Raw genomic sequence first — 24,374 nt, 5'->3', positions numbered from 1 at the left:
GAGGATCAATGGGTTGGTTTCTAGCCACCCCCTCATCTCAGCGGCACAAGTGTCACCACCAAGACCTTTGGAAGTGTCACCGATGTCCTTAGGCAGAACTGTCACCGATGTCCATCGACATGACACATCCGCCGGCGGATGCGCTGGCAAAGTGCTCGGTGCGGCCGCCGCGGACGACATCGGCGGCGTGGGTAGCGGACGCCGCGGGCAGAACAGGCGCCGCAGGGACACCGGGCGGCGCGGGCAGACCAGGCGGCGCAGCTACTCCGGGAAGCCCTCCAGCACCGCCCGGCTGCCGCTCAGACCCAGGCGGGTCGCGCCGGCGGCGATCATCGCGCGGGCCGTGTCGGCGTCGCGGATGCCGCCGGACGCCTTGATGCCCAGCTGGCCGCCGACCGCCCGGTGCATGGCCTCGACCGCGCGCACGCTGGCGCCCCCGGCGGGGTGGAAGCCCGTGGAGGTCTTGACGAAGTCGGCCCCGGCCCGGGCGACGGCGTGGCACAGCGCCTCGATCCGCTCGTCGCCCGCCTCTTCGCCCAGTGCCTTGTGGATGGCCGCGGTCTCGAGGATGACCTTGATGACCACCGGCGGCGGGACGGCATCCCGCATGGCCAACACGTCGGCCATCACCTCGTCGACGAGCCCGGCGATGGCGGCGCCCACGTCGATCACCATGTCCACCTCGCGGGCCCCCTGGTCCACGGCGAGCCGGCCCTCCATGGCCTTGACCAGCGAGTGGTGCTTGCCGGACGGGAAGCCCGCGACCGTGGCCACGATCTGCTCTCCGGTCCGCACCGGGAGCATGGCGGGGCTCACGCAGACGGCCTTGACGCCCAGCTCGGCGGCCTCCTCGACACAGGCCCGGACGTCCTCCCGGGACGCGTCCGGCGAGAGCAGGGTGTGGTCGATCATGGCGGCGACCCGGGCGCGGGTCAGCTGGTTGGTCGGGGCTGCGTCCATGCGGGCCAGCCTAGCCGGGCCGCCCGCCCGCCCTGCTGGCACAATGGGCACTCATGTCACGACGCTTCGTCCTCACCCTGGGTTGCCCGGACCGCATCGGTATCGTCGCCCGGATCGCCACTTTCCTCGCCGAGCTGGGCGGGACGATCGTGGAAGCGGCCTACCACGCGGACGAGGACTCGAACTGGTTCTTCACCCGCCAGTCCGTCGACGCCGGATCGATCGGCATGGAGATCGAGGAGCTGCGGCGGCGATTCGAGCGGGTGGCGGCCGAGCTCGGCCCCGAGACCGACTGGCACATCTCGGACTCCTCGGAGCCCAAGGACGTCGTCATCCTGGTCTCCAAGGAGGGTCACTGCCTCCATGACCTGCTGGGTCGGGTGGAGAGCGGCGACTACCCGGCGCGGGTCCGCGCGGTCATCGGCAACCACGAGAACCTGCGGGGGATGGCCGAGTCGCACGGTGCGCCGTTCCACCACGTGCCGTTCCCCGCCGACCCCGCCGAGCGGGGCCCGGCGTTCGCGGAGGTGGCCTCCCTCGTCGACGACATCGACCCGCACGCGATCGTGCTGGCCCGCTTCATGCAGGTCCTTCCGGACGAGTTGTGTACGCAGTGGGCCGGGCGCGCCCTCAACATCCACCACAGCTTCCTGCCCAGCTTCGTGGGCGCCCGCCCCTACCACCAGGCGCACATCCGCGGGGTGAAGCTGATCGGGGCGACCTGCCACTACGTGACGGCCGACCTCGACGAGGGACCGATCATCGAGCAGGACGTCATCCGGGTGGATCACACCGCGACGGTGCGGGACATGGTCCGGCAGGGGCGCGATGCGGAGAAGCTCGTGCTGGCGCGGGGGCTGCGCTGGCACCTCGAGGACCGGGTGTTGGTCCACGGCGGACGAACCGTCGTGTTCACCTAGGTCAGTTCTTGGGGAAGCCGTGCCGCTCGGTGAGCAGGGTCTCGGCCGCCGAGAGGAAGATCAGACGTGCGGCCGCGCCAGCCCGGGGCATGATGCCGGTGACCCGCTTGACGATGACGGACTGGTCCTTCCCGGAGTCGCGCAGGCTCTGCACCAGCACGTCGAGCGCTTCGGCAGCCGTGCTCTGCCCCTCGAGGAACAGTCGGCCGATCCTGTCGACCGCCTCTTCTCCGACGCCGAGGACGATGAGCTCGCGGAAGAGCTCGTACATGTACCGATCCGCGAAGAAGTGGTCGGCGGCGCTCGGCTCGCTGACCAGGCCGATCGCCGAACCCTGGTCGAGGAGGTCCTCGGCGAACTCGAAGCCCGCGACGGCTTCCACTCCGCCCCGGGGGAGTCTGCGGCGGGTGGCGGATCGCCGCTCCGGCAGGACGGTCTCCACGTTCAGCAGCTCGGTGAGCGTGAAACCGTGGCGCTCCGCGATGAACAGCTCCTCGATGGTGGCGAAGGTGTACCCACGGTCGAGCAGGCGCAGGATCTGGGTCAGCCGATGCTTGTGCGCGGGCCCGTAGAACGCGGTGCGGCCGCGGCGGATGGGGGCCGGCAACAGTCCCCGCTCCTGGTAGACGCGGATGTTGCGCACCGTGGTGCCGGAGTCCTCGGCCAGCTCCTCGATCCGCTGGAGCTCCCCGGCCTCCGGCGTCTTCACCTGCGCCGTCCGCCGACTGCGGGCCGGACGTCGGCGAAGAAGACACCCACCGCCACCATGGCGATGATGCCGAGGAAGCTGAACGGGCGGATCGCGAACATGAGGGCGGCCACCGCGCAGATCCCGATCCAGGCGGGCTTGGGCCATTTGCCCTCGATCGAGTACGCCGACGCGGGCGGGAGAACGGCCAGGAGGAGACCGGCCAGCGCCCACACGACGAGCGCGCCCTGGATGCCCAGCTGAACCATGCCCCACGTCCCGGGAAGAGTGTCAATCACGGGACCCAGTGTAGTCGGCACCCCCGACGCAGCAGTGTGGGTATGTGCACGGTGTCCAGATTCGGTGGGGTGAGTGGTCAGACCCCTGTCCGGCGGACAGCAGAACGCCCCGGCCCACTCCCGAGGGGGAGGGCCGGGGCGTCCGGTGCCGCGGTATCAGATGCGGTCGGTGCCGGCGGGGGGCAACGGGGTGTCCGCGGTGGTCAGCGCGGGGTCGTTGTCCGCGAGCTCCATGGGCGACGGCGCGTCCGAGTCGCCTCCGGCCGCCTTGCCGGCGGCGGGCTTGCCGGCGGCCGGCTTGCTCGCCGTGGCCTTGGTGGCAGCCGGCTTATCGGCCGCCGTCTTGGTCGCAGCCGTCTTGGTCGCGGCCGGCTTGGTCGCGGTCGGCTTGGCGGCGGTCGTCGTACCCGCCGTCGACGGCGTGGCCGTGGCCTTGGTGGTGGTCGTCGACTTCGCGGCCGCCTTCTTGGCGGGCGCCTTGGTCGCCGGGGCCTTCTTGGCGGCGGCCTTCTTGGCGGGCGCCTTCGTGGCCGGGGCCGTGCGGGCCTCGACCTCGGCGGTGCCACGCGCGACCTCGGCGGACGCCTTGGACGCGGCGGCGTCGACGCGGTCGGCGGCCTTGTCCGCGGTCTTGTCGACCCGCTCGGCCACCTCGTCGACGCGCTCGGCCGCCGAGTCGGCGGCGTCACCTGCGGTCTCGGCCGCCTGGCGTGCGCTCTTGGAGACGCGGCCCGCGGCCTTCACCCCGATGGTGCGGGTCTGGCGGGCGACGGTGCCGAGGGCCTCCTCGCCCAGCTCGACCTGCTCCTCCATGGCACCCGCGGCACGGGCGACCTGCTCGTTGACGCGGGCGAGACCGGCCTCGAGCTGCGGGTTCTCCTCGCGGAGCCGGCTCACGACGTCCTCACCGCGGGCGGCGAGCCCACCGTAGATCCCGGCCGCGACCTGGACGTACGCGTCGGCGACCTTGCGCAGCTCCTCCGGACGGAAGCGGGCCACGAGCTCCTCGACCTCGGCCGGCAGGGCCTGGACGCGCTCGGGAACCTCGGTCACGCGGCTCTGGACCTCGTTCACGCGGTTCTGCGCCTCGGCGACACGCTCGGTGATGCGGTTCTGCGCCTCGGTCACGCGCTCGGTGACCTTGGACTGCGCGTCGGTGACGGCGTCCTCGGCGCGGCGCCGCAGGTCGGCGACCATCCCGGACACCGCCTGGATCGCGAGGTCGTTGACCCCGACGTAGGCATAGACCGGGGTGCGCACGGCGGCGATCGCCTGGCCGAGCGGGCCCTCCATGGCCTGCTCCTTGACCGCCTCCCCCTTGGCCTTCTGCTCGACGGCCTCGGCGGTGGTCTTCTTCTTGGACGTGGGCTTCTTGTTGGTCATCTCGACTCCTCGGTGGTCTGTGCGGGTGTTCTCTTGACGCGGTGTCACGTGGCCCTGCGGGCCGCCGTCCGACATTCCCTCAGGGAACGTCGACGACCTGGTCAGCTGCCGTCGCGTTGTTCGCTCGGAACGACTCGTAGATCTCCACGAGCACCTCCCTCTGTCGCTCGGTGAGGTCCGGGGCGGTGAGGATCGCATCCCTTACCGGGCTCCCCTGCTTGAGCTCGAGGATCCCGGCGCGTGCGTAGAGCACCTCCGCCGACAACCTCAGACCTCGGGCGATCTGACCCAGGACCTCGGCGGACGGCTTGCGCAGTCCGCGCTCGATCTGACTCAGATACGGGTTGGAGACACCGGCACGCTCCGCGAGCTGCCGGATGGACACCTCCGCGGCCTCCCGCTGGGCGCGGATGAACGACCCGATGTCCTGCGACTCGGACGAACGCTTGTCGTCCACGCCGGGCACGGCGAGGTCGCTGTGACGCGGGACCTCACCCGTCGGCTTGTTCCTGCGCGCGAGGGTCGCGGCGGTCGGTTCCTCGACCGGCGCTCCGGTGTGCCCCGCGGCCTCGTCGTGTGGGTGTCCACTCTGTGCGGCCATGGAGTCACCTCCCTCCGGCGTTCGTCTCTCATCGCCTGCACCCAACGCTAGCAACGAGTGCTAGCCACAGCAAGCACTATGTGTACGGTGATGCGGTGTGATGGGTCACACCACCCCGTGACCGGCGCGGCGGACCGGGATCAGCCCGGGATCAGAAGAGGAGCTCGGTGGCGGTGTGAATCGCGAGCCCGGCCAGGGCCCCCACGACCGTGCCGTTGATACGGATGAACTGCAGGTCCTTGCCGGCGAGCAGTTCGATCTTGTCGGAGGCCTCGTCGGCGTCCCACCGTTCGACGGTCTCCGAGATGATCGAGGTGACCTCGCCCGCGTAGTTCTCGGCGACGTAGCGGGCGGTGCGGGTCATGTAGTCGTCGAGCCGGGCCCGCATCTTCTCGTCCCCGACGAGCATCTCGGCCAGGCGACCCAGGAGGTCGTCGATCTTCACCCGCAGCGTGGACGACGAGTCCTCGGTGGCCTCGATGATCATCCGCTTGGCGGCCGCCCACGCCGATCCGGCGGCGCGGCGCACCTCGTCGCGGCCCATGACCTCGTGCTTGAACGTCTCGAGCTTGGCCATGGTGGACGGGTCGTGCTGGAGGTCGCGGGCGAAGTCCTCGACGAACCCGATCAGCGCCACCCGCACGGGATGCTGCTTGTCGACCTTGATCTGCCAGGTCCACTCGCGCAGTTCGCGGTAGGCGCGCTCGGAGAGCAGTTCGTTGACGAACTGGGGCGCCCAGGTCGGGGCCTTCTCGCGGACCCAACGGTCGATGGTGTCAGGGTTGGCCTCGACCCAGCCGTGCGCACGGTCGGCCATCATGTCCATCAGGGGGAGGTGGCGTCCCTCGTCGAGCAGTTCGGCGAGGATCCGGCCCGCCGGCGGTCCCCATTCGGGCTCGGCGATGCGGGCCACGATCGTGCGTTCGATGATCGCGACGGCGTCGTCGTCCCGCAGCACCGCCAGGACGGAACGGATGGCCTTGGCGGCCTGGTCCGAGGCCATCGCGCGGTGGGAGTCCTCCGACAACCACTCCCCCGCGCGTTCGGGGATGCGGGCGCTGCGGACCTTCTCGCTCACCATCTCCGGGTCGAGGAAGTTCTCCCCCACGAACCCGCCGAGAGAGGTGCCCAGCTGGTCCTTCTTCTTCCGGATGAGCGCGGTGTGCGGGATGGGGATGCCGAGGGGGTGCTTGAACAGTGCGGTGACGGCGAACCAGTCGGCCAGCCCACCGACCATCCCGGCCTCGGCGGCGGCGCGGACGTACCCCACCCACGGGTCGGCGCCGTTGTGCAGCGCGTACTCGGCGACCAGATAGATCAGACCGGCCACGACGAGGAACCCCGTCGCGACCAGCTTCATACGACGGAGGGCGGACCTCCGCTCGGCATCGGTCGACGGGTCACCCGCCTTGAGGGCGGGTGACCCGGCGACGACGACCGGATCGAGTGTCAGTGTGCGTCCTCGCGGCCGTGCTTACGGAACCCGTACATGCATATGAACAGGCCGACCAGGAACACGACGGCGGTCGCGACGACGGCGGCGACGACCAGCCCGAGGGAGACGCCGGCGTTCTGCGTGTAGTAGCCGATCGCGGTGATGGGCAGTCCCAGCATGCTCATGCTCAGCAGGAGGATGACCGAGCCCAGGTAGATCGAGGTGGAGTAGAGCGGGTAGGTGGGGGCGACCTCCGCGGCGTACTCCGGGTAGTACTCCTCGACGATGGCGGCACCAGTGTGCTCGAGCGTCTGACCGGCCATGATGTCGTCCTCTTCTCTCAACTACCGATCCCGGATCCGTGACCCGGGCCTTGCTCGTGTCCGATCTTATTAGAACCCCGTGGATCCGGGGCAACCGCCCGTCGGATCCGTCGCGCGGCCGTGACCAGATTGCGCAGGCTCGGTTCCAACTGCCAGGTGTAGCGGCTCTTGAGCCCGCCGTCCGGCACCGCCCACAGCCGGTCCACCCCCACCGCGTCCACCCCTCTGAGCAGGCGCTCGTGCAGCAGGTCGATGTCCGGCACGAATCCCGACCTCGACTCGTACACCCCGGGCGCGACCTGCCGGGTCAGCGTGTGGTCGGTCAGGGCGTCGAGCACCCACTCGATCGACCGGGTGGCGACGATCGCCGTGACGTCGGCGTCGAGCTCCTCGATCGCCTCCTTCATCACCTGCAGCGACGAGTAGTTGAGGTGGGTGTGGATCTGGGTGTCCGGTCGGGCCCCTGCCGAGGCCAGCCGGAAGGTGCCCACCGCCCAGTCGAGGTACGCGCGCCGGTCCGCGCCGCGGCGCGGCAGCAGCTCCCGGATGGCGGGTTCGTCGATCTGGATGATCGCCGTCCCCGCCGCCTCCAGGTCCGCCACCTCGTCGCGCACCACCAGCGCCAGCTGGGTGGCGACCTCGGGCAGCGCCAGGTCGGTGCGGCAGAAGGACCGGGCGAGCATCGTCACCGGGCCGGTGACCATCCCCTTGACCGGGCGGTCGGTCAACGACTGCGCGTACCCGGTCCACTCCACGGTCATCGGCGCGGGCCGCGCCACGTCGCCGTACAGGATCGGCGGACGCACGCAGCGCGAGCCGTAGGACTGGACCCAGCCGCTGCGGGTGGCGGCGAACCCGTCGAGCAGTTCGGCGAAGTACTGCACCATGTCATTGCGCTCGACCTCGCCGTGCACCAGCACGTCCAGGCCGATGTCCTCCTGCAGCCGGATCACCGAGGCGATCTCCGCGCGCAGGTAGTCGCAGTACCGGTCGTAGTCGATCCGCCCGTCCGCCAGGTCCCTGCGGGCCCGCCGGATCTGCACGGTCTGCGGGAACGATCCGAGGGTCGCCGTGGGCAGCGTGGGAAGTCCGAGCCGGTCTGCCTGCCGGGCAGCCCGCTCGGGGTAGGGGACGCGGACCTTGTCGTCGTCGTCGACCCGGGCGGTCCTCGCCCGCACGTCCTCGCGGCGCGCGCTGGGCAGCACCGGCAACCGGCGCCAGCGCGGCGTGGGGCCGTCGACCAGCGCGTGCGCGAGCGAGACCACCTCGGCGACCTTCTGCTCGGCGAACGCCAGCGAGTCCGCGAGCTCGGCGGGCAGGCCGGTCTCGGCCACCACGTCGTACGGCACGTGCAGCAGCGTGCACGAGGTCGACACCACCACGTCCGGGAAGACCGCCTTGAGCTCGCGCAGGTAGTCCAGGGTCGCGAACTTGTCGGTGCGCCACACGTTCTGGCCGTCCACGACGCCGGCGTAGAGGCGCTTGCCGCGCAGCCCCGGTACGTCCGCGAGCTCGGTGGCCGAGCGCCGCCCGTACACCAGGTCCAGCCCGATCGCCTCGATGCCGGTCGCGGCCAGCGCCGGCAGCGCCTCCCCCAGGTCCCCGTACTCGCCGGTGACGAGGATGCGCGGCCGCGTCGCCACCGCCGACAGCCGGTCGTAGGCACGGCGCAGCGCGGTGATCTCGTCGGCGGTGCGTTCCATCGTCATGCACGGTTCGTTGAACTGCACGCACGTCACGCCTGCGCCGGCCAGCACGTCCAGCAGCGCCTCGTATTCGGCCAGCAGGCGGTCGAGCAGGTCGATCGGCTCGAACCCGGGCGCGGCCGAGGGTGCGGCCGAGGGTGCGGCCTTGCTCAGCAGGAGCAGCGTCAGCGGGCCGGTGATCACGGGCCGGATCTCGACGCCCTGTTCCCGCGCCCGCGTCACCTCCGCCAGTAGCTCGTCCGGCCGCAGCCCCAGCTCGGAGGCCTCGTCGAACTCGGGCTGCCGGTAGAGGTAGGTGGTGCCCTGCAACGAGACCAGCTCGAGCGGTGGCACGTCGGCGCGGCCACGGGCGAGCGCGAACACGGTGTCGACGGGGGTGAGGCCGTCGACGAGCTCGCGGAACCGTGCGGGGATGGCGCCCACGAGCAGGGCGTCGTCGAGGATGTGGTCGTAGAAGGAGAAGGTGTTCCCGGGGATCTGCGTGACGCCCCGGGCGCGCAGGTCGTGCCACGTGGCGTCGCGGAGCCGGCGGCCGGTGGCGAGCAGTTCGGCGCGCGTGCCGTCCCCGTGCCAGTACCGCTCGAGCGCGCGTTTGAGCTCCCTGCGCGGCCCGATGCGCGGGTACCCCAGGACGGACGAGGCGCGGGTGGGTTCGAGGTGCGGTGACGACGACGACGACACGATCTCAGCGCGCGGCGCGTGCCATCGCCCGCGGCGCGTCATAGCGGTAGAAGCCGTGGCCGCTCTTCTTGCCGAGCCTGCCCGCCTCGACCATCCGCAGGAGCAGCGGGGGCGGCGAGTACAGCGGCTCGGCGAACTCGGCGTACATCGAGTCGGCTATCGCCTTGACGGTGTCGAGACCCACGTGGTCGGCCAGGGCGAGCGGGCCCATGGGGTGGGCGCAGCCCAGGACCATGGCCCGGTCGATGTCCTCGGCGGTGGCGTGGCCGGACTCGGCCATCCGCATGGCGGAGAGCAGGTACGGCACGAGCAGGGCGTTGACCACGGCGCCCGCGCGGTCGGCGGAGTGGACGACCTGCTTGCCGAGGACCTGTTCGGCGAACGCCTCGGCGCGCTCACGGACGGCGACGCCGGTCTCGAGGGTGCTCACCACCTCCACCAGCGGGAGCACGGGGACCGGGTTGAAGAAGTGCATGCCGATCACGCGTCGGGGACTGGCGGTGCAGGTCCCGAGCTTCATGATGGGGATCGACGAGGTGTTGGAGGCCAGTACCGCGTCGGGGTCGGTGACGACCGCGTCGAGCTGCCGGAACACGGCGGTCTTGGCGCCCTCGTCCTCGACGATCGCCTCGATCACCAGCTGGCGGTCGACGAAGTCCCCGAGGTCGGTGGTGAAACGCAGCCGGAGCGCGGCCTGCTCACGCTCGCGGGCGGTGATCTTGCCGGAGGACACTCCCCGGTCGAGGGAGTCGAGGATGCGGGCGCGGCCGCTCGCGGTCAGGTCCCGCGTGGGTTCCCAGACGAGGACGTCGACATGGGCGCGGGCGCACACCTCGGCGATGCCGGCGCCCATCTGCCCGGCGCCCACCACGCCGACGCGGGTGATCCGCTCCGGGTCGGTGCCGTCGCGGGAGCTGCTCATCTGTCCTGGGCCCTTCGGGAGGAGGGAGGTCTGGGGTGGATACGCCACCGGGGGCCGGGCCGCCTCGTCGAGACGGCCGCGGCCCCCGGTGGAGTCTGCGTTCCTTACCGGGTCGACCCGGTGGGGTCAACCAGCGGTCAGTGGAACTGACCCTCCTCGGTGGAGCCCTTCAGCGCCGCGGTGGACGTGTTGGGGTCGACCGTGGTGGCGATGCGGTCGAAGTAGCCGGCGCCGACCTCACGCTGGTGCTTGACGGCGGTGAAGCCACGCTCCTCGGCGGCCTTGAACTCGCGCTGCTGCAGGTCGACGAACGCGGTCATCTGGTTGCGGGCGTAACCGTGGGCCAGATCGAACATGCCGTAGTTGAGCGAGTGGAAGCCGGCCAGGGTGATGAACTGGAACTTGAAGCCCATCGCGCCGAGCTCCTTCTGGAACTTGGCGATGGTGTCGTCGTCCAGGTTCGCCTTCCAGTTGAAGGAGGGCGAGCAGTTGTAGGCCAGGAGCTGGTCCGGGTACTCGGCCTTGACGGCCTCCGCGAACTGCTTGGCGTACTCGAGATCCGGGGTGCCGGTCTCCATCCAGATGAGGTCGGCGAACGGGGCGTAGGCCTTGGCGCGCTCGATGCAGGGCTCGATGCCGTTCTTGACATTGTAGAAGCCCTCGGCGGTGCGCTCACCGGTGATGAACGGGCGGTCCCGCTCGTCGACATCGGAGGTGATGAGCGTGGCGGCCTCGGCGTCGGTGCGCGCGATGATGACGGACGGCACGTTCGCGACGTCCGAGGCGAGGCGGGCCGAGGTCAGGGTGCGGATGTGCTGGTTGGTCGGGATCAGCACCTTGCCACCGAGGTGGCCGCACTTCTTCTCCGACGCGAGCTGGTCCTCCCAGTGCACACCGGCGGCACCGGCCGCGATCATGGCCTTCTGCAGCTCGTAGGCGTTCAGGGCGCCACCGAAGCCGGCCTCGGCGTCGGCGACGATCGGGGCGAGCCAGTTCTCGACCGAGGTGTCACCCTCGATGCGGGCGATCTCGTCGGCACGCAGCAGGGCGTTGTTGATGCGACGGACGACGGTCGGGACCGAGTTGGCCGGGTACAGCGACTGGTCCGGGTAGGTGTGGCCCGAGAGGTTGGCGTCGCCGGCGACCTGCCAGCCGGAGAGGTACACGGCCTCGAGGCCGGCACGGATCTGCTGGACGGCCTGGTTACCCGTGAGGGCGCCGAGGGAGTTGACGAAGTCCTTGTTGTTGACCTTGTCCCAGAGGATCTCCGCGCCACGACGGGCGAGGGTGTGCTCCTCGACGACGGTGCCCTGCAGCTCCGCGACCTGCTCGGCCGTGTAGTTGCGGGTGATGCCCTTCCAGCGGGGGTTGGTGTCCCAGTCCTGCTGGATCTCTTCAGCGGTACGTGCCTTGCCGATGTTCGACATCGCGACTCTTTTCTGTCTCGGGGTCGGGTCCGGATTCGCACTCTTGCGAGTTACGGCCCCTTACGCCAGACACAATGCCACATGGCGGACAGCGCGTCTACCTGCGACAAGTGCGAATGTGGCGAGTTTCTTTGCCTTCTTTGCAAAGTTTGCGAAGATTGTGGGGCACGACACGGACCTCAGGGGGGAAAGCCGATGACGGCCTCACATATGGGCGCGCGACTGCGTCGACTGCGTGAGGAGAACGGCCTGACCCAGGCCGCCTTCGCGCAGACGCTCGGCTTGTCGTCGTCGTACCTCAACCAACTCGAGAAGGACACCCGCCCCGTCACCTCCCGGGTCCTGGTGAAGATCTCCGAGGTCTACGGCGTCGACTCCGCGTTCTTCGCCTCCGACTCGGACACGCGGCTCATCGCGGCGGTCACCGAGGCGCTCACCGACACGCAGCTCTCCGCCGAGGTCCCCGCCGCCGAGGTCGTCGAGCTCGTCCGCGCGCACCCCGCCCTCGCCCGCGCCTTCATGCTGCTGCACCAGCGCTACCGCAACTCGGCGGACCTGCTCGCCGCCCTCACCGAGACCCGCAACGTCCCGGACAACTCGGTGGACCGCTCGGTGCTGTCCATGCCGCACGAGGAGGTGCGCGACTACTTCTACCAGCGGCAGAACTACATCGACTCCCTCGACACCGCCGCCGAGGACCTGACCACCCGCATCCGGCTCAACCGCGGGGATGTGCGCGCCGAACTCGAGCACCGCCTGGCCGAGGCCCACGGGGTCCGCATCGCCCGCCGCGTCGACCTGCCCGACGGACTGTGGCACCGCTACTCCACCGAGGAGCGGCGCCTCGACCTGTCCGCGCACCTCACGCCCGGGCAGCAGGCGTTCCGCGTGGCCTCCGAGCTGGCCTTCCTCGAGCACCGCGATCTGCTCGACAGCCTCGTCGAGGAGGGCTCGTTCAGCTCCCCCGCCGCCGTCGCGCTCGCCCTGCGCGGCCTGGCCAGTTACTTCGCCGCCGCCGTCCTCATGCCCTACCAGCGGTTCCTCGACACCGCCGAGGACTTCCGCTACGACGTCGAGCGGCTCATGGCCTTCCACGCCACCGGCTACGAGACGGTCTGCCACCGACTGTCGACCCTGCAGCGGCCGGGCGCGTCCGGGGTGCCGTTCTCGTTCGTGCGCGTCGACCGCGCCGGCAACATGTCCAAGCGTCAGTCCGCCACCGGGTTCCACTTCACGACCTCCGGCGGCACGTGCCCGCTGTGGAACATCTACGAGTCGTTCTCCTTCCCCGGCAAGATCATGCGGCAGGTCGCGCAGATGCCCGACGACCGTCTCCACCTGTGGGTCTCGCGCACCGTCACCACCCGGCCCATGCGCTTCGGCCAACCGCGCAAGACCTTCGCGATCGGTCTGGGTTGCGAAGCCCGCCACGCCCACCGGACCGTGTACGCGCAGGGCCTGGACCTCGACGACGTCGACGCGGCCACCAAGATCGGCTCCGGTTGCCGCATGTGCGACCGCCCCGCGTGCCCGCAACGGGCCTTCCCGCCGCTCAACCACGCACTGCGGGTCGACGCCCACCGGTCCTCGCTCTCGCCGTACCTCCTCGGTGAACCGGCCTCCCCCGGCGGGGCGGCTGGCCTACCCTGACGGCCATGAGCCAGCCCCACGAGAGCAGCGACAGCCGCGACGGAACCGCCGCGCAGGTCCCCCGCATCCGGCCCGGCGGCCTCCGCGAGCTCGGCCCGTTCGGCTGGGCCGTCAACCGGCTCGGCGCACGTGTCACCGGCACCCGCGACGTGCACCTGTTCGCCACCCTCGGCCACGCCCGCCGCCTGTTCCCCGCGTGGCTCGCCTACTCAGGGATGATGATGCCCTTCGGCGTCCTCGACCGCCGCACCACCGAACTGGTCATCCTGCGCGTCGCGCACCTGCGGGGCAGCGCGTACGAGCGGGCCCACCACGAGCGGATCGGGGCGGGAGTAGGACTCGACGACGACGAGATCACCCGCACTACCGCCGACCCCGCCACCGCCGGGTGGCCGAACCGGCTGCGAGCGCTGTTGACCGCGGTCGACGAGCTGGTGCAGACCAAGGACATCTCGGACGACACCTGGGCGGAGCTCTCCTCGCACCTCGGCGACTCCGAGTTGGTGGGGCTGGTGCAGCTGGTGGCGCAGTACGACGGGTTGGCCACGTCGCTGCACGCACTCCGGGTCCAGCCGGACCGCCCTGCCTGACCGGCTCCGCAGCCCCACCGCCCCGCCGGGCCACGCCCTCCGCCCTCCACCCTCCGCCCTCCACCCTCCACCCCCGGCTTACGCGCCCTCTCTGCACGGCCTCAAGCCGGTTGTGCGCCTTGTTGGGACCATTCAGGACGCGAATCTGCTGCGACGACCCGTCCCGGTGAAGCCCAGCAGGTTCGCTCGTCCAGACCGGGCCGACTGAGGACTGCGGCCTCGTCTCGAATAGTCGCGCGCTCCCTCCGGCTTACGCGCGCGCTATGCACGGCTTGCAGCTCGGTGCGCGCCTTCTCTGGACCATTCCCGGCGCGCAGCCGGTGCGCCGTGGCCCTCCCCGAGGGCAGGACCATACGACGGGCCGGAGGTTTCCACACCCCACCGCGCTCTCCACAGAGGCGGTGTCCCACGACCGCGATCAGAAGGCGTCCCCCTTTGTGCCCGGCATGCTTCGACGTATGACTGGACGCCCCCGAGGACCCGTGCACCCCGTGCTGTCCCAGGCTCGGCTCAGCAGCGAGCTCACCGCCCTCCCCCGCCGACGCCGCGAGCGCGAATTCACCAAGATCGCGGACGAACTGTGGCTACCGGCACACCTCCCGGTCAACTTCGAGACGTTATCGGTCGCCTACTCCCGGCTCTACCCGGATGCTGTCCTCACCGGCTGGTCGGCGGCGGTGCTCCACGGGATAGCGGCCCCCGATGACGCGGTACCGGAACTGTGTGTCGGCCCGGTCGGCAGGACCCGCAGCGGCCTCCGGGTGCGGCGATACCGCATCCCCTCCACCGCGATAGAAGTCCGGCGAGGAATCCGAGTGACCTCTCGCCGCCGGACCGCCTTCGACCTCGCCCGCTTCAGCGATCACCTGAGCGGGGTGCTGGCGGTGGAGAAGTTCTATCGCCGGGGGTTCACCCAGCGCGAGCTGGAAGAGGACATCGAGGAGAACGTCGGCACCTGGGGGGTCGCCCGAGCCAGGCGAGTGCTCACAGACGCCCATCCCCGCAGCGAATCCCCGCGTGAGACGGAGACCAGGCTGTTCCTACGTGATGCCGGTTTCACCGCGTTCGTTCCGCAGGTCGAGGTGCGTGAGCTCGGTTACCGACTCGACCTCGCCGACCCGGTGGCGAGGATCGCCGTCGAGTACGACGGAGCCCACCACGATGATCCCGCTCAGCAATCCCGGGACCGGTACCGCCGCAATCGTCTGCAGGCGGCGGGCTGGATCGTAATCGTGGTGGACCGGAGGATGTTCCGCCTGCAACGGGACGCGCTCCTCGCGCAGGTTCGGGACGCGTATACGCGCCGGGTCGCGGGCCGGGCGTCATGACGGTGCCCGCCGAGTTGCGCGCCGTCTACGGACCATTCGCAGCGCATACCCGCGTCCGAACCGATCACTCCGGACGCATAAGTCGAGCCCGGGGCGCGGCGGCGCAGGTCAGACGCGCACGGGTGGCGACAGACAGACGCGGGCCCGCTCGTCGAGCTCCTCGACCACCGTCTGCCCCGCCGGAACCGTCAGCGGTCGCCCCTGCACGGTGCACTCGAAGTCGGCGCCGTTGAGGTTCTCGATCGTGATCTCGGCGTGCGTGCAGCGGACCCGGACGTGCGTACCCCGGACCGTGAGCCGGAAGGTCAGTCCCGACCACTCCGCGGGCACCCGCGGGTCGAACGAGATGTCGCCGCGGTAGTCCCGCATCCCGCCGAACCCGCTCACGAGCGCGGACCAGACCCCGCCGGTGGAGGCCACGTGGATGCCGTCCGCGGCATTGCCGTGCACGTCGGCCAGGTCCACCACGAGCGCCTTCTGGAAGTGCTCGAACGCCTCGTCGCAGTACCCGATCTCGGCGGCGATGATCGACTGCACCACCGCGGACAGCGTGGAGTCACCGGTGGTGAGCGGGTCGTAGTACTCGAAATTCGCCCGCTTCTCCGCCTCGGAGAACTCGTCGCCGCGCAGGAACATCGCCAGCACCACGTCGGCCTGCTTGAGCACCTGGTGCCGGTAGATCACCAGCGGGTGGAAGTGCAGCAGCAGCGGCCGGCGCGGGTCCTCGAGATCCTGGTCCCAGACCTCCTTGGCGAGGAAGTCCTGGTCCTGCGGGTGCACGCCCAGTTCCTCGTCGAACGCGATCACCATGTTCTTGGCGGCGCGCCTCCACTCGGCGATCTCGTCGTCACGGAGGTTCAACCGTCGGCAGATGCCCTCCCACCGGCCGTCGCCGAGGTCGGCGATGCGCTTGCAGGCGATCGACGCGGCGACCAGGTTGAACCGGGCCATCGCGTTGGTGAACAGGTTGTTGTCCACGACGGTGGTGTACTCGTCGGGCCCGGTCACGCCGTGGATGTGGAACATGCCGTCGCCGTCGAAGAACCCGAGCGAGACCCACATCCGTGCGGTCTCGACCAGCATGTCCACGCCCTCGCGGATCATGAACTCCTGGTCGTCGGTGGCCCACAGGTACTTGACCAGGGCGTGCGCGATGTCGGCGTTGATGTGGTACTGCGCGGTACCGGCCTCGTAGTACGCCGACGCCTCCTCGCCGTTGATGGTCCGCCACGGATAGAGGGCGCCCTTGACCGACAGGTACTTGGCCCGGTCGCGTGCCTTGTCCAGCATGTTGTAGCGGAAGCGCAGGGCGTTCCGGGCGAACCGCGGCATCGTGTACGTGAGGAACGGCAGGACGTAGGTCTCGGTGTCCCAGAAGTAGTGGCCGGAGTAGCCACTGCCGGTGACGCCCTTGGCGGCGATCCCGTTGTACTCGGCCCGAGCCGATGCCTGGGCCAGCTGGAAGAGGTTGAACCGGATGGCCTGCTGCGTCTCTGTCGGCCCCTCCACCTCGACGTCGGCGCGGTCCCAGAAGTGGTCGTACCAGTCCCGCTGGGTCCGGTGCAGGTCCTCGACCCCGCGTACGCGGGCCCGGCCCAGGGTGCGCGAACAGCGCTCGGCCAACTCGCTGGCGGGGACGACCTCGGAGGTGTGGTACGCGGCCAGCTTGGTCAGTTTGAGCACGCGCCCCGGCGTGACGTGCGCGTGGTAGACGACCTTGGAGGAGTCGTCGTCGATCTCGTGGCTCATGGCCACGTCGTCCTCGGTCTCGAGCAGGTGGTCGACCGCGACGGCGATCGTCATCCCCGAGTTGGTGCACCGGTAGCCGTGCACGTGGTAGCCGCCCTGCTCCTCGGTGACCTGCGGGTCGAGTACGCGGTGCTCGAGCCCCTCCGCGCGGCGGGGGTCGAAACCCTGTGCCGGGGCACCCTCCGAGGAACTGTACTCGTTCTCGCCGTCCTGCCTGTTGAGGACCTGCGAGGAGATCACGACGGGCGCGGGCTCGTCGGGGAGTTCGATCTCGTAGGTCATCACCGCGAGGTGCTTCTCCACCATCGACACCATCCGGCTGGAGCGGATGACGACCTTCTTGCCGGCGGGCGTACGCCACACCACCTCGCGGCGCAGGACGCCGTCCCGGAAGTCGATGCTGCGCTCGTAGTGCTCGAGGTCGGCCACGGACAGGCGGAGCGGCTCGTCGTCGACGTAGATGCGGATCGTCTTGGTGTCCGGGGCCTGGATCATCGTCTGGCCCTCACGCGCGAGCCCGTAGGCGTCCTCGGCGTGCTGGATGTGCCACGTCTCGTGGAAGCCGTTGACGAAGGTGCCGTGCTGGACCGAGTCGCGACCCTCCTCCGGGTTGCCGCGCATGCCCAGGTAGCCGTTGGCCACCGTGAACTGGGTCTCCGACACGCCGAGCGGCGACGCCTTGGGGCGGGTCTCGACCCAGCGCCACGGGTCGGCGGGGTGGGTGGAGCGGTTGATCTCCGGGACCTCGAGGTGGCTGCGGAGATTGACGCCGTAGGTTGTGCGGATGTTGCCGGGCACGGACTGGCCGACGGTGTCGTGCACCGGGCCTCGCGAGATGGGGATTCGGGTCACCGGTTCGTCTCCGTCAGTCCGGGGATGAGCTCGGCCAGGTCGACGACGACGAGGTCGGCGCCCTCGGCGAGCAGGGTCTCACGCCCGGCCCCGCGGTCCACGCCGACCACCCGGGCGAACCCGCCGGCGGCGCCGGCCTGCACACCGGAGACGGCGTCCTCGATCACCACGCAGCGGTCCGCGGGCACACCGAGCAGCTCGGCTCCCCGCAGGTACGTGTCGGGGCGGGGCTTGCCGGGGATCAAATCGGCGGCCGCGACGAGACCGTCAACGATCACCTCGAACCGGTCCCGCAGTCCGGCCGCGGTGAGCACGGCCTCGGCGTTCTTGGAGCTGGAGACCACGCAGGAAGCGATGCCGGCGGCGTCGAGGGCGTCGAGGTAGGCCACCGACCCGGGGTAGGCCTCGATGCCCTGGTCGAGCAGCTCACGGAAAATGACGTTCTTGCGCAGACCCAGCCCGTGCACGGTGTCGGCGTCCGGGCCGTCGTCGTCGTCGCCCTCGGGGAGGGTGAGTCCCCGCGCGGCGAGCATCGACGCGATGCCCTCCACCCGCGGTTTGCCGTCTATGTAGCGGAAGTAGTCCTCGTCCGAGTACGGGTCGATCCCGCGGGCGTCGAAGTACTCGGTGAACATCCGGTTCCACGCCTGCATGTGCTTCTCCGCCGTGGGGGTGATGACCCCGTCCAGGTCGAAGAGCACGGCGTCCACACCGTCATGGTTCATAGCGTTGTCCTATTTCCGGGTTGGTTTCCGGGTCGGGGTGTTCGTCCGGGGTGCCGATCGGGCACGTCAGGTGACTGACCAAGGTTAGACCCACCGGGCGGTTTCCACCGCTTCCTCCCACCACGGTGACGCCCCCGACTTCGGGCCCCGGTCCGCGCAACGCGCGGACACCGGGCCGCGGCGCGCGCGGGCAGGATGCACAGAACCTCGGGGCCCGGTGGCACTATGTGGGGTAACCGAAAGACAAAGGAGAGAGATGCGCCTGCGCACCCGCACCCCCCGCCGCGTCGCGATCGCCGGTCTCGCGCTGGCCACCGCGGCCGCTCTCACGGCCTGCTCGTCGGATGACGAGAACTCAGGGGGCGCCGAGCCCTCGGGCGATACCCCGACGTCGGCGACCGTGGAGCAGTCCGCCCCGCAGGCGCCCGTCGAGGAACTCGTGTTGGCGGAGGGCGAGGCGCCCGGTGGAGGCGTCGTCCAGGTGATCGACCGCGGGCTCCTGCAGGGGGCGGTCGACAAGCTCGTCGCCGACCAGGGGCGCCAGCTCATGGAGAACCCGGCGTGCGACAAGGTCTCGCGTCTGGAGACCGTCTCCAACCACGCCACCACCGACGGTGTGACGGCGGCCGTCCGCTACAAGCAGTCGGAAGAGGACGAGACCGAGCACCGCTTCGGGATCGGCATGGTGGGCGAGAAGCTCGACGAGTTCATGGACCGGTCGCTGTACGAGGCGTGCACCACCTCGCGCAGCGCGGCCAACCCGAACGTCGAACTGACCATGACCGTCGCGGACGCCCCGGCGATCAACGGCGCCGAGGGCTTCCGGGTCACCAGCGACTTCATCACCACCAAGCCGGACGGCACCCGGTCGCTGAGCCGGGCCATCGCCATCCACGGCTTCGCCCGCGACACCACCGTGAGTGTCGAGTACGCGGCCCGCGGCGACGACCCGGCGGCGGACCCCGTCCTGCCGACCGCGGCCGGTGCCCTCGACGCGATCTACACCGCGCAGATGGAGAAGCTCGTCAACGCCGAGTAGCGCGCACAGCCCGACGACAAGAGCGTTCCGCACACGATCCCCGAGAGGGGTCGGTGCGGAACGCTCTTCTCGTTGCGCCGGCGGGCCCGGTGCCGGGCCCGCCGGAGGCGGTCAGAGGTTGATCATGTGGCCGCCGACGCCCTCGACGGCCTCCTTCATGGCCTCGGACAGCGTCGGGTGGGTGTGCACGTTCCGGGCGATGTCCTCGGCGGTGAGATCCCACATCTGCGCCAGGGTCAGCTCGGGCAGCAGCTCGGAGACGTCGGGGCCGATGAGGTGGGCGCCCAGCAGCTCGCCGTGGGTGCCGTCGGCGACGACCTTGACAAATCCGGTCGCATGGCCGAGTCCGTGGGCCTTGCCGTTGGCGGAGAACGGGAACTTGCCGACCTTGACGTCGTAGCCCTCGTCCTTCGCCTGGGCCTCGGTCAGCCCGAACGAGGCGACCTGCGGCTGGCAGAACGTGGCGCGCGGCATCATGCGGTAGTCGCCCAGCGTCTGGGTCTCGGCGCCGGCCATGGTCTCGGCCGCCACCACGCCCTGGGCCTCGGCGACGTGCGCCAGCTGCAGCTTGGCCGTGACGTCGCCGAGCGCGTAGATGCCGTCGACGTTGGTCCGCATGTTGTCGTCGATGTCGATCGCGCCGCGGTCGGTGAGCTCGACGCCGGTGTTCTCCAGTCCGAAGCCCTCGACGCGCGGGGCGAACCCGACGGCCATGAGCACCTTGTCCACGGTCAGGGTCTGGGAATTGCCCTCGTCGCCCTTCTTCTCCACCTCGACCTCGACGGAGTCGCCGTTGTCGGTGACCTTGGTCGTCTTGTGACCGGTCAGGACCTTCACACCGAGCTTCTTGTAGTGCTTGGCGATCTCCTTGGAGACCTCCTCGTCCTCGTTCGGCAGGAGGCGGTCCATGAACTCGATGATCGTCACGTCGACGTCGTAGTTGGCCATGACGTAGGCGAACTCCATACCGATCGCGCCGGCCCCCACGATCACGATCGACTTCGGCAGGTCGCGGGAGAGGATCTGCTCCTCGTAGCTCACCACGTTCTCGCTCAGCTCGATGCCGGGCAGGGTCTTGACCACCGACCCGGTGGCGATGATGCAGTTATCGAACGTGTACTCCGTGCCGTCGACCTCGATCGTCTTGGCGTCGACGAACTTGCCGTAGCCGTCGATCTCCGTGATCTTGTTCTTCTTCATCAGGAAGTGGACGCCCTTGACGATGCTGTCCGAGACCTTGCGGCTGCGGTCGAAGGCGGCGCCGTAGTCGAAGGAGACGTCTCCGGAGATGCCGAAGGTCTTCGCGTCGCGCAGGACCGTGTTGGCCAACTCCGCGTTGCGCAGAAGGGCCTTGGAGGGGATGCACCCCACGTTGAGGCATACGCCGCCCCAGTACTTCTCCTCGACGACGGCCACCTTGAGGCCGAGCTGCGAGGCGCGGATGGCGGCGACGTAGCCACCGGGGCCCGCGCCGAGGACGATGAGATCGTAATGAGTGTCAGCCACGACACTCAGGGTAGCGCCCCCTACGACACCAGAACGGTGGAGCGGGCCGGAACTGCACCCGAAATGACCGACGCCGCCCCCTCCGTGTGGAGAAGGCGGCGCGGGCGCTCGCGTCAGCGAAGATCAGGACAGGTTGCCCAGGACCGACTTGAGGGCGGTGGCGACCAGGTCGCCGACGGTCTCCGCGATCTGATCGGTGATGGTGCCGGTCGAGGAGCCGGACTCGCCGGAGCCGCTGCTGATGAGGTCGGTGATGGAACCCATATGTGTATCTCCGTTTATCGTGTGCATCCCCGACGCTGTCGAGAATGGCCGGGTCAGTCGACCCGTGGCTACCGCAGATGCTACTGACCTCACGAACGCGTAACAAGGGCCTGTGAACATCTACCGTGCGTTTCGGTCTGTTCGCTTGGTCACGTGCATCATCGAGGCATGACCGACACCGTGATCCCCGACCCCCATCTCCACCTCGAGGCCGTCGACTCCCCCGACGCTCTCGGGTGGGTGCGCGAGCGCAGCGAACAGACGGTCGCCGACCTCGCGGGCGGCGAGCACGCCGAGGCCGCGCACTCCCGGGCACTGGAGATCCTCGACGCCACCGACCGGATCGCGTGGCCCGTCCTGCGCGGCCGCTACGCGTACACGTTGTGGAAGGACGGGGACCACCCCCGCGGGCTGTGGCGCCGGGTGCCGTGGACCGTACTGACCGACGGCGCGCCGGGGGTCGACCACCCGGCGTGGGAGACGCTCGTCGACGTGGGGGCCCTCGCCGACGAGGAGGGCGTCAGCTGGGTGTACTCCGGCACCGTCGTGCGACGCCCCGCCGACGACCGGGCGCTCCTGCGGCTGTCCCGGGGTGGCGCGGACGCCGTGGAGGTCCGCGAGTACGACCTCACCGAGCGCCGGTTCGTCCCCGCGTCCGAGGGCGGGTTCCACCTGCCCGAGGCGAAGTGCTCGGTGTCCTGGGTGGACCGCGACGCCGTGCTGCTCACCGCGCCACTGGACCCGGCCGGCTCCGACGCCACCGACTCGGGTTATGCGCGCGTGGTCCGACTGTGGCGGCGCGGGACCGATCCCGCCCAGGCGCCCGTGATCTTCGAGGGCCGCACCGACGACGTCGCCGTGGGGGCCTCGCACGATCCGGTCACCGGCAGGTTCCTCGCGAGCCGGGCCCCGGACTTCCACACCTCACAGGAGGTCTTCTGGACCCCGGGCGCCGATCCCCGCTCCACCCCACCCCGTGTGGTCCCCGTGCCCGAGGACTGCGACGTCACCTCGTGCGGCGACTGGCTGCTGCTCCGCCCCCGCACCGACCTCGAGATCGCCGGCGACTCCCATCCCGGCGGGTCGGTGCTCGTCGTGCGGTGGGCCGCCGTCGACGCCGACCCGGAACGGCTGCCCGAGCCGGTCGTGTTGTTCTCCCCCACCCCGTCGACGACCGTCGAGGACATCACGTGGGGCAGGGGCCGGATCCTGCTCACCGTTCTCGACGACACCGAGTCACGGATCGACGCGTACGCGATCCCGCACGACGCCGAGGGCGAGTGGACCCCGTTGCCCGTGGACGGCCTGCCGGACCACGTCTCGGTCGACGTCCTGTCCTGCGACCGACTGTCCGGGATCGACGACCCGGCCTCCGCGGCGGGCGATCTCGCGGCCCCGGGTTCCGGGAGCGGGCGGCCCCACCCGGATGACGCGGTGCTCGCGGTCTCCGGGCCGGTCGTCCCCCCGTCGCTGGTCCTGCTCCGCGCGGACGGCAGCACCACCACCCTCGGCTCGACCCCGCACCGCTTCGACACCTCCGGGATCGAGGTGACCCGCCACACCGCCGTGAGCGACGACGGCACCGAGGTGCCGTACACCGTCATGCGCGGGCCGGGCCCCGACGGACCACGGCCGACGATCCTCTACGGCTACGGCGGGTTCGAGGTGTCCATGCGGCCCGCCTACGCCGCCCTGCGCGGCGCGCTCTGGCTCGAGGAGGGCGGGGTGTACGTCGTGGCCGGGATCCGCGGGGGCGGCGAGTACGGGCCGTCGTGGCACCGGGCAGCCGTGCGGGAGAACCGACCCCGGGCGTTCGAGGACTTCGCGTCCGTGGCCCGCGCCCTCGTCGAGACGGGCGTGACGACCCGCGACCAGCTCGGAGCGACCGGCGGGTCCAACGGCGGCCTGCTCATGGGGGTCATGCTCACCCGCTATCCGGAGCTCTTCGGGGCCATCGCGATCGCCGTGCCCCTGCTGGACATGAAGCGCTACCACCTACTGCTCGCCGGCGCGTCGTGGATGGCCGAGTACGGGGACCCGGACTCCGCCGACTGGGACGACTTCCTGGGAGCGTACTCGCCGTACCAGCAGATCCGGCCCGCCTCCGAGGTCCGCTACCCTCCGGTGCTCATGACCACCTCGACCCGGGACGACCGCGTCCACCCGGGCCACGCCCGCAAGATGACGGCCGCGCTCGAGGCCGCGGGCCACGACGTCCGGTACTACGAGAACATCGAGGGCGGGCACGCCGGCGCCGCGGACAACTCGCAGGAGGCGCGGAAGGCGGTCCTCACGTACGAGTTCTTCAGGCGTCGGCTTCCTCGTCGTCGCCCCGACCTGGGGTGACGGCGCCCAGTTCCCTGTCGATCCACGCCAGCACCCGGGCGACCACCTCCGCGGGACGGCGCGCCCACGCGTTGTGGCCCAGCGCCTCCGGCTCCAGCTCCAGCGTGGTGGGCGCCGACGGGAGCATGGCCAGGAGGTTCCGTGCGGCGCCGGCGGGAGCGAGCTGGTCGTCGGCGATGACCACGGCCAGCGCGGGGACGGTGACGCGGGCCAGACCCGCGCGGTAGTCGATGTCGGCGCGGGCCGGCTGCATGTCGCCGCTTCCGGCGAGCCGCGACCAGTCGCGGACGCGGCTCGCCGGGATCCTGCCCTCGGCGCCGAAGAACTGGCCCGGCACGTGCCCGGACAGCCGGCCCAGCGTCGGCAGGATGATCGAGGCGGCACGCAGCTTCGTCCCCAGCGACCCGGGGAACCCCCGGTGGAACGGGGACTGCGCTGCGACCGCGATCAGGCCGATCACCCGCGGGTCGTGCCGGGCCAGGTGATAGACGCCGATCTGCGCGCCCATGCTGTGACCGAGCAGTACGACGGACCGGCAGCCCAGACGCTGCTCCATCGCGTCCAGCGCGAGCGGCACGTCCTCCCCGGCACTCTCGTGATATCCGGCGGGTCCGCTGCGCCGTCCGATGCGGTAGGTGCTCTCCCCCTGGCCGCGCAGCTCGGTGATCGCGACGTCCACGCCCTCGGCCGCCAGCGCGCGGGCGACGGGGAGGTAGTAGCGGGCGCCGACGGCGATGCCCGGCAGCAGCAGGATCGCCGGCCGTCTCCCATCCTGCTGATCGGCTTCCACGATCAGCAGCGGGCTGGTGCTGCCGTCCGAGTGCTGCAACTCGACCCGCTGCGGGTACTCGATCTTGGTCATGTGTACAGGATGCCGGACTGCACTCCGTTCGGCACGGCAACCCCGGAGACGACGAACCCCGCCCCACCAGTCGTCGGTGGGACGGGGTTCGCGGACGTCCGGGGCGCCGGGTGCGCGG

General features: G+C 70.3%; 21 protein-coding genes. 6 read left to right on the top strand and 15 right to left on the bottom strand.

Translation table 11 applies throughout. The features are described from left to right. Positions 1-261: 261 nt before the first annotated feature. Positions 262-960, bottom strand: coding sequence for a deoxyribose-phosphate aldolase (gene deoC, locus AC3DE3_RS07965; protein WP_488369610.1), 699 nt, complete (start codon positions 958-960; stop codon positions 262-264). 53 nt (positions 961-1,013) lie between these two features. Here deoC and purU point away from each other — a divergent pair, with 53 nt between their 5' ends. Further along, on the top strand, positions 1,014-1,880 hold the full coding sequence (gene purU / locus AC3DE3_RS07960; RefSeq protein WP_260488815.1) for a formyltetrahydrofolate deformylase: 867 nt from the start codon (positions 1,014-1,016) through the stop codon (positions 1,878-1,880). A 1-nt stretch (position 1,881) separates the two neighbouring features. Here purU and AC3DE3_RS07955 read toward each other — a convergent pair whose 3' ends face one another. From AC3DE3_RS07955 to aceA, 9 genes are all read right to left on the bottom strand, one after another. Continuing rightward, positions 1,882-2,589 (bottom strand): MerR family transcriptional regulator, encoded by a 708-nt coding sequence (locus tag AC3DE3_RS07955; RefSeq protein WP_260488816.1) that lies wholly within the window; start codon positions 2,587-2,589, stop codon positions 1,882-1,884. Further along, complete coding sequence (locus AC3DE3_RS07950) at positions 2,586-2,867, bottom strand: DUF2516 family protein (RefSeq protein WP_260488817.1); 282 nt, start codon at positions 2,865-2,867, stop codon at positions 2,586-2,588. The genes AC3DE3_RS07955 and AC3DE3_RS07950 overlap by 4 nt, the downstream gene beginning before the upstream one ends. Positions 2,868-3,023: 156 nt before the next feature. Further along, positions 3,024-4,250, bottom strand: coding sequence for a hypothetical protein (locus tag AC3DE3_RS07945; protein WP_488369609.1), 1,227 nt, complete (start codon positions 4,248-4,250; stop codon positions 3,024-3,026). Between the two features lie 79 nt (positions 4,251-4,329). Then, positions 4,330-4,851, bottom strand: a complete 522-nt coding sequence (locus AC3DE3_RS07940) for a helix-turn-helix domain-containing protein (protein ID WP_260488819.1) — start codon at positions 4,849-4,851, stop codon at positions 4,330-4,332. Between the two features lie 151 nt (positions 4,852-5,002). Then, entirely contained in the window at positions 5,003-6,211 is a 1,209-nt protein-coding gene (locus AC3DE3_RS07935) for a DUF445 domain-containing protein (RefSeq protein WP_488369608.1), read from the bottom strand. An 89-nt stretch (positions 6,212-6,300) separates the two neighbouring features. Further along, positions 6,301-6,609 (bottom strand): hypothetical protein, encoded by a 309-nt coding sequence (locus tag AC3DE3_RS07930; RefSeq protein WP_260488821.1) that lies wholly within the window; start codon positions 6,607-6,609, stop codon positions 6,301-6,303. 17 nt (positions 6,610-6,626) lie between these two features. Further along, positions 6,627-8,996, bottom strand: a complete 2,370-nt coding sequence (gene metE, locus AC3DE3_RS07925) for a 5-methyltetrahydropteroyltriglutamate--homocysteine S-methyltransferase (RefSeq protein WP_488369607.1) — start codon at positions 8,994-8,996, stop codon at positions 6,627-6,629. Between the two features lie 4 nt (positions 8,997-9,000). Continuing rightward, a complete protein-coding gene (locus tag AC3DE3_RS07920) occupies positions 9,001-9,918 on the bottom strand; it encodes a 3-hydroxybutyryl-CoA dehydrogenase (RefSeq protein WP_488369606.1) in 918 nt (305 codons plus the stop codon). Positions 9,919-10,055: 137 nt separating this feature from the next. Then, on the bottom strand, positions 10,056-11,345 hold the full coding sequence (aceA, locus tag AC3DE3_RS07915) for an isocitrate lyase (protein WP_488369605.1): 1,290 nt from the start codon (positions 11,343-11,345) through the stop codon (positions 10,056-10,058). Between the two features lie 195 nt (positions 11,346-11,540). On the opposite strand from aceA, the gene ramB reads away from it, so the two are divergent. From ramB to AC3DE3_RS07900, 3 genes are all read left to right on the top strand, one after another. Beyond that, positions 11,541-12,995, top strand: a complete 1,455-nt coding sequence (gene ramB / locus AC3DE3_RS07910; RefSeq protein WP_488369604.1) for an acetate metabolism transcriptional regulator RamB — start codon at positions 11,541-11,543, stop codon at positions 12,993-12,995. A gap of 5 nt (positions 12,996-13,000) precedes the next feature. Then, positions 13,001-13,585 carry a carboxymuconolactone decarboxylase family protein gene (locus tag AC3DE3_RS07905; RefSeq protein ID WP_488369603.1) on the top strand — a complete coding sequence of 195 codons (585 nt, stop codon included), beginning with the start codon at positions 13,001-13,003 and terminating at the stop codon, positions 13,583-13,585. Positions 13,586-14,043: 458 nt separating this feature from the next. Further along, a complete protein-coding gene (locus tag AC3DE3_RS07900; protein ID WP_488369602.1) occupies positions 14,044-14,913 on the top strand; it encodes a type IV toxin-antitoxin system AbiEi family antitoxin in 870 nt (289 codons plus the stop codon). 108 nt (positions 14,914-15,021) lie between these two features. Here AC3DE3_RS07900 and AC3DE3_RS07895 read toward each other — a convergent pair whose 3' ends face one another. Together AC3DE3_RS07895 and AC3DE3_RS07890 are read right to left on the bottom strand one after the other, a co-directional pair. Continuing rightward, positions 15,022-17,514, bottom strand: a complete 2,493-nt coding sequence (locus AC3DE3_RS07895) for a glycoside hydrolase family 65 protein (protein ID WP_488369601.1) — start codon at positions 17,512-17,514, stop codon at positions 15,022-15,024. Continuing rightward, complete coding sequence (locus AC3DE3_RS07890; protein WP_260488828.1) at positions 17,511-18,239, bottom strand: HAD family hydrolase; 729 nt, start codon at positions 18,237-18,239, stop codon at positions 17,511-17,513. The genes AC3DE3_RS07895 and AC3DE3_RS07890 overlap by 4 nt, the downstream gene beginning before the upstream one ends. A gap of 256 nt (positions 18,240-18,495) precedes the next feature. Between AC3DE3_RS07890 and AC3DE3_RS07885 the strand changes: the two genes are divergently transcribed. Then, complete coding sequence (locus AC3DE3_RS07885) at positions 18,496-19,278, top strand: hypothetical protein (RefSeq protein WP_260488829.1); 783 nt, start codon at positions 18,496-18,498, stop codon at positions 19,276-19,278. Between the two features lie 111 nt (positions 19,279-19,389). On the opposite strand, the gene lpdA is transcribed toward AC3DE3_RS07885, so the two are convergent. Then, positions 19,390-20,784 carry a dihydrolipoyl dehydrogenase gene (gene lpdA / locus AC3DE3_RS07880; protein WP_260488830.1) on the bottom strand — a complete coding sequence of 465 codons (1,395 nt, stop codon included), beginning with the start codon at positions 20,782-20,784 and terminating at the stop codon, positions 19,390-19,392. Between the two features lie 123 nt (positions 20,785-20,907). Then, entirely contained in the window at positions 20,908-21,048 is a 141-nt protein-coding gene (locus tag AC3DE3_RS07875; RefSeq protein WP_260488831.1) for a hypothetical protein, read from the bottom strand. 168 nt (positions 21,049-21,216) lie between these two features. Between AC3DE3_RS07875 and AC3DE3_RS07870 the strand changes: the two genes are divergently transcribed. Beyond that, positions 21,217-23,394 carry a prolyl oligopeptidase family serine peptidase gene (locus AC3DE3_RS07870; protein ID WP_488369600.1) on the top strand — a complete coding sequence of 726 codons (2,178 nt, stop codon included), beginning with the start codon at positions 21,217-21,219 and terminating at the stop codon, positions 23,392-23,394. Here AC3DE3_RS07870 and AC3DE3_RS07865 read toward each other — a convergent pair. Continuing rightward, entirely contained in the window at positions 23,354-24,256 is a 903-nt protein-coding gene (locus AC3DE3_RS07865) for an alpha/beta fold hydrolase (RefSeq protein ID WP_488369599.1), read from the bottom strand. The genes AC3DE3_RS07870 and AC3DE3_RS07865 overlap by 41 nt on opposite strands. Positions 24,257-24,374 lie beyond the last annotated feature (118 nt).

It is taken from the genome of Dietzia sp. IBK-p2-16D (genome assembly GCF_057773085.1).
Note: the sequence above shows the minus strand (reverse complement) of the source record. Positions and strands in the feature narration are given on the sequence as shown.

Coding starts and splice junctions, on each gene's coding strand:
- deoC (WP_488369610.1), bottom strand. CDS start 960: ATGGACGCAGCCCCGACCAACCAGCTGACCCGCGCCCGGGTCGCCGCC.
- purU (WP_260488815.1), top strand. CDS start 1,014: ATGTCACGACGCTTCGTCCTCACCCTGGGTTGCCCGGACCGCATCGGT.
- AC3DE3_RS07945 (WP_488369609.1), bottom strand. CDS start 4,250: ATGACCAACAAGAAGCCCACGTCCAAGAAGAAGACCACCGCCGAGGCC.
- AC3DE3_RS07940 (WP_260488819.1), bottom strand. CDS start 4,851: ATGGCCGCACAGAGTGGACACCCACACGACGAGGCCGCGGGGCACACC.
- AC3DE3_RS07935 (WP_488369608.1), bottom strand. CDS start 6,211: ATGAAGCTGGTCGCGACGGGGTTCCTCGTCGTGGCCGGTCTGATCTAT.
- AC3DE3_RS07930 (WP_260488821.1), bottom strand. CDS start 6,609: ATGGCCGGTCAGACGCTCGAGCACACTGGTGCCGCCATCGTCGAGGAG.
- AC3DE3_RS07920 (WP_488369606.1), bottom strand. CDS start 9,918: ATGAGCAGCTCCCGCGACGGCACCGACCCGGAGCGGATCACCCGCGTC.
- aceA (WP_488369605.1), bottom strand. CDS start 11,345: ATGTCGAACATCGGCAAGGCACGTACCGCTGAAGAGATCCAGCAGGAC.
- ramB (WP_488369604.1), top strand. CDS start 11,541: ATGACGGCCTCACATATGGGCGCGCGACTGCGTCGACTGCGTGAGGAG.
- AC3DE3_RS07905 (WP_488369603.1), top strand. CDS start 13,001: ATGAGCCAGCCCCACGAGAGCAGCGACAGCCGCGACGGAACCGCCGCG.
- AC3DE3_RS07900 (WP_488369602.1), top strand. CDS start 14,044: ATGACTGGACGCCCCCGAGGACCCGTGCACCCCGTGCTGTCCCAGGCT.
- AC3DE3_RS07890 (WP_260488828.1), bottom strand. CDS start 18,239: ATGAACCATGACGGTGTGGACGCCGTGCTCTTCGACCTGGACGGGGTC.
- AC3DE3_RS07885 (WP_260488829.1), top strand. CDS start 18,496: ATGCGCCTGCGCACCCGCACCCCCCGCCGCGTCGCGATCGCCGGTCTC.
- AC3DE3_RS07875 (WP_260488831.1), bottom strand. CDS start 21,048: ATGGGTTCCATCACCGACCTCATCAGCAGCGGCTCCGGCGAGTCCGGC.
- AC3DE3_RS07870 (WP_488369600.1), top strand. CDS start 21,217: ATGACCGACACCGTGATCCCCGACCCCCATCTCCACCTCGAGGCCGTC.
- AC3DE3_RS07865 (WP_488369599.1), bottom strand. CDS start 24,256: ATGACCAAGATCGAGTACCCGCAGCGGGTCGAGTTGCAGCACTCGGAC.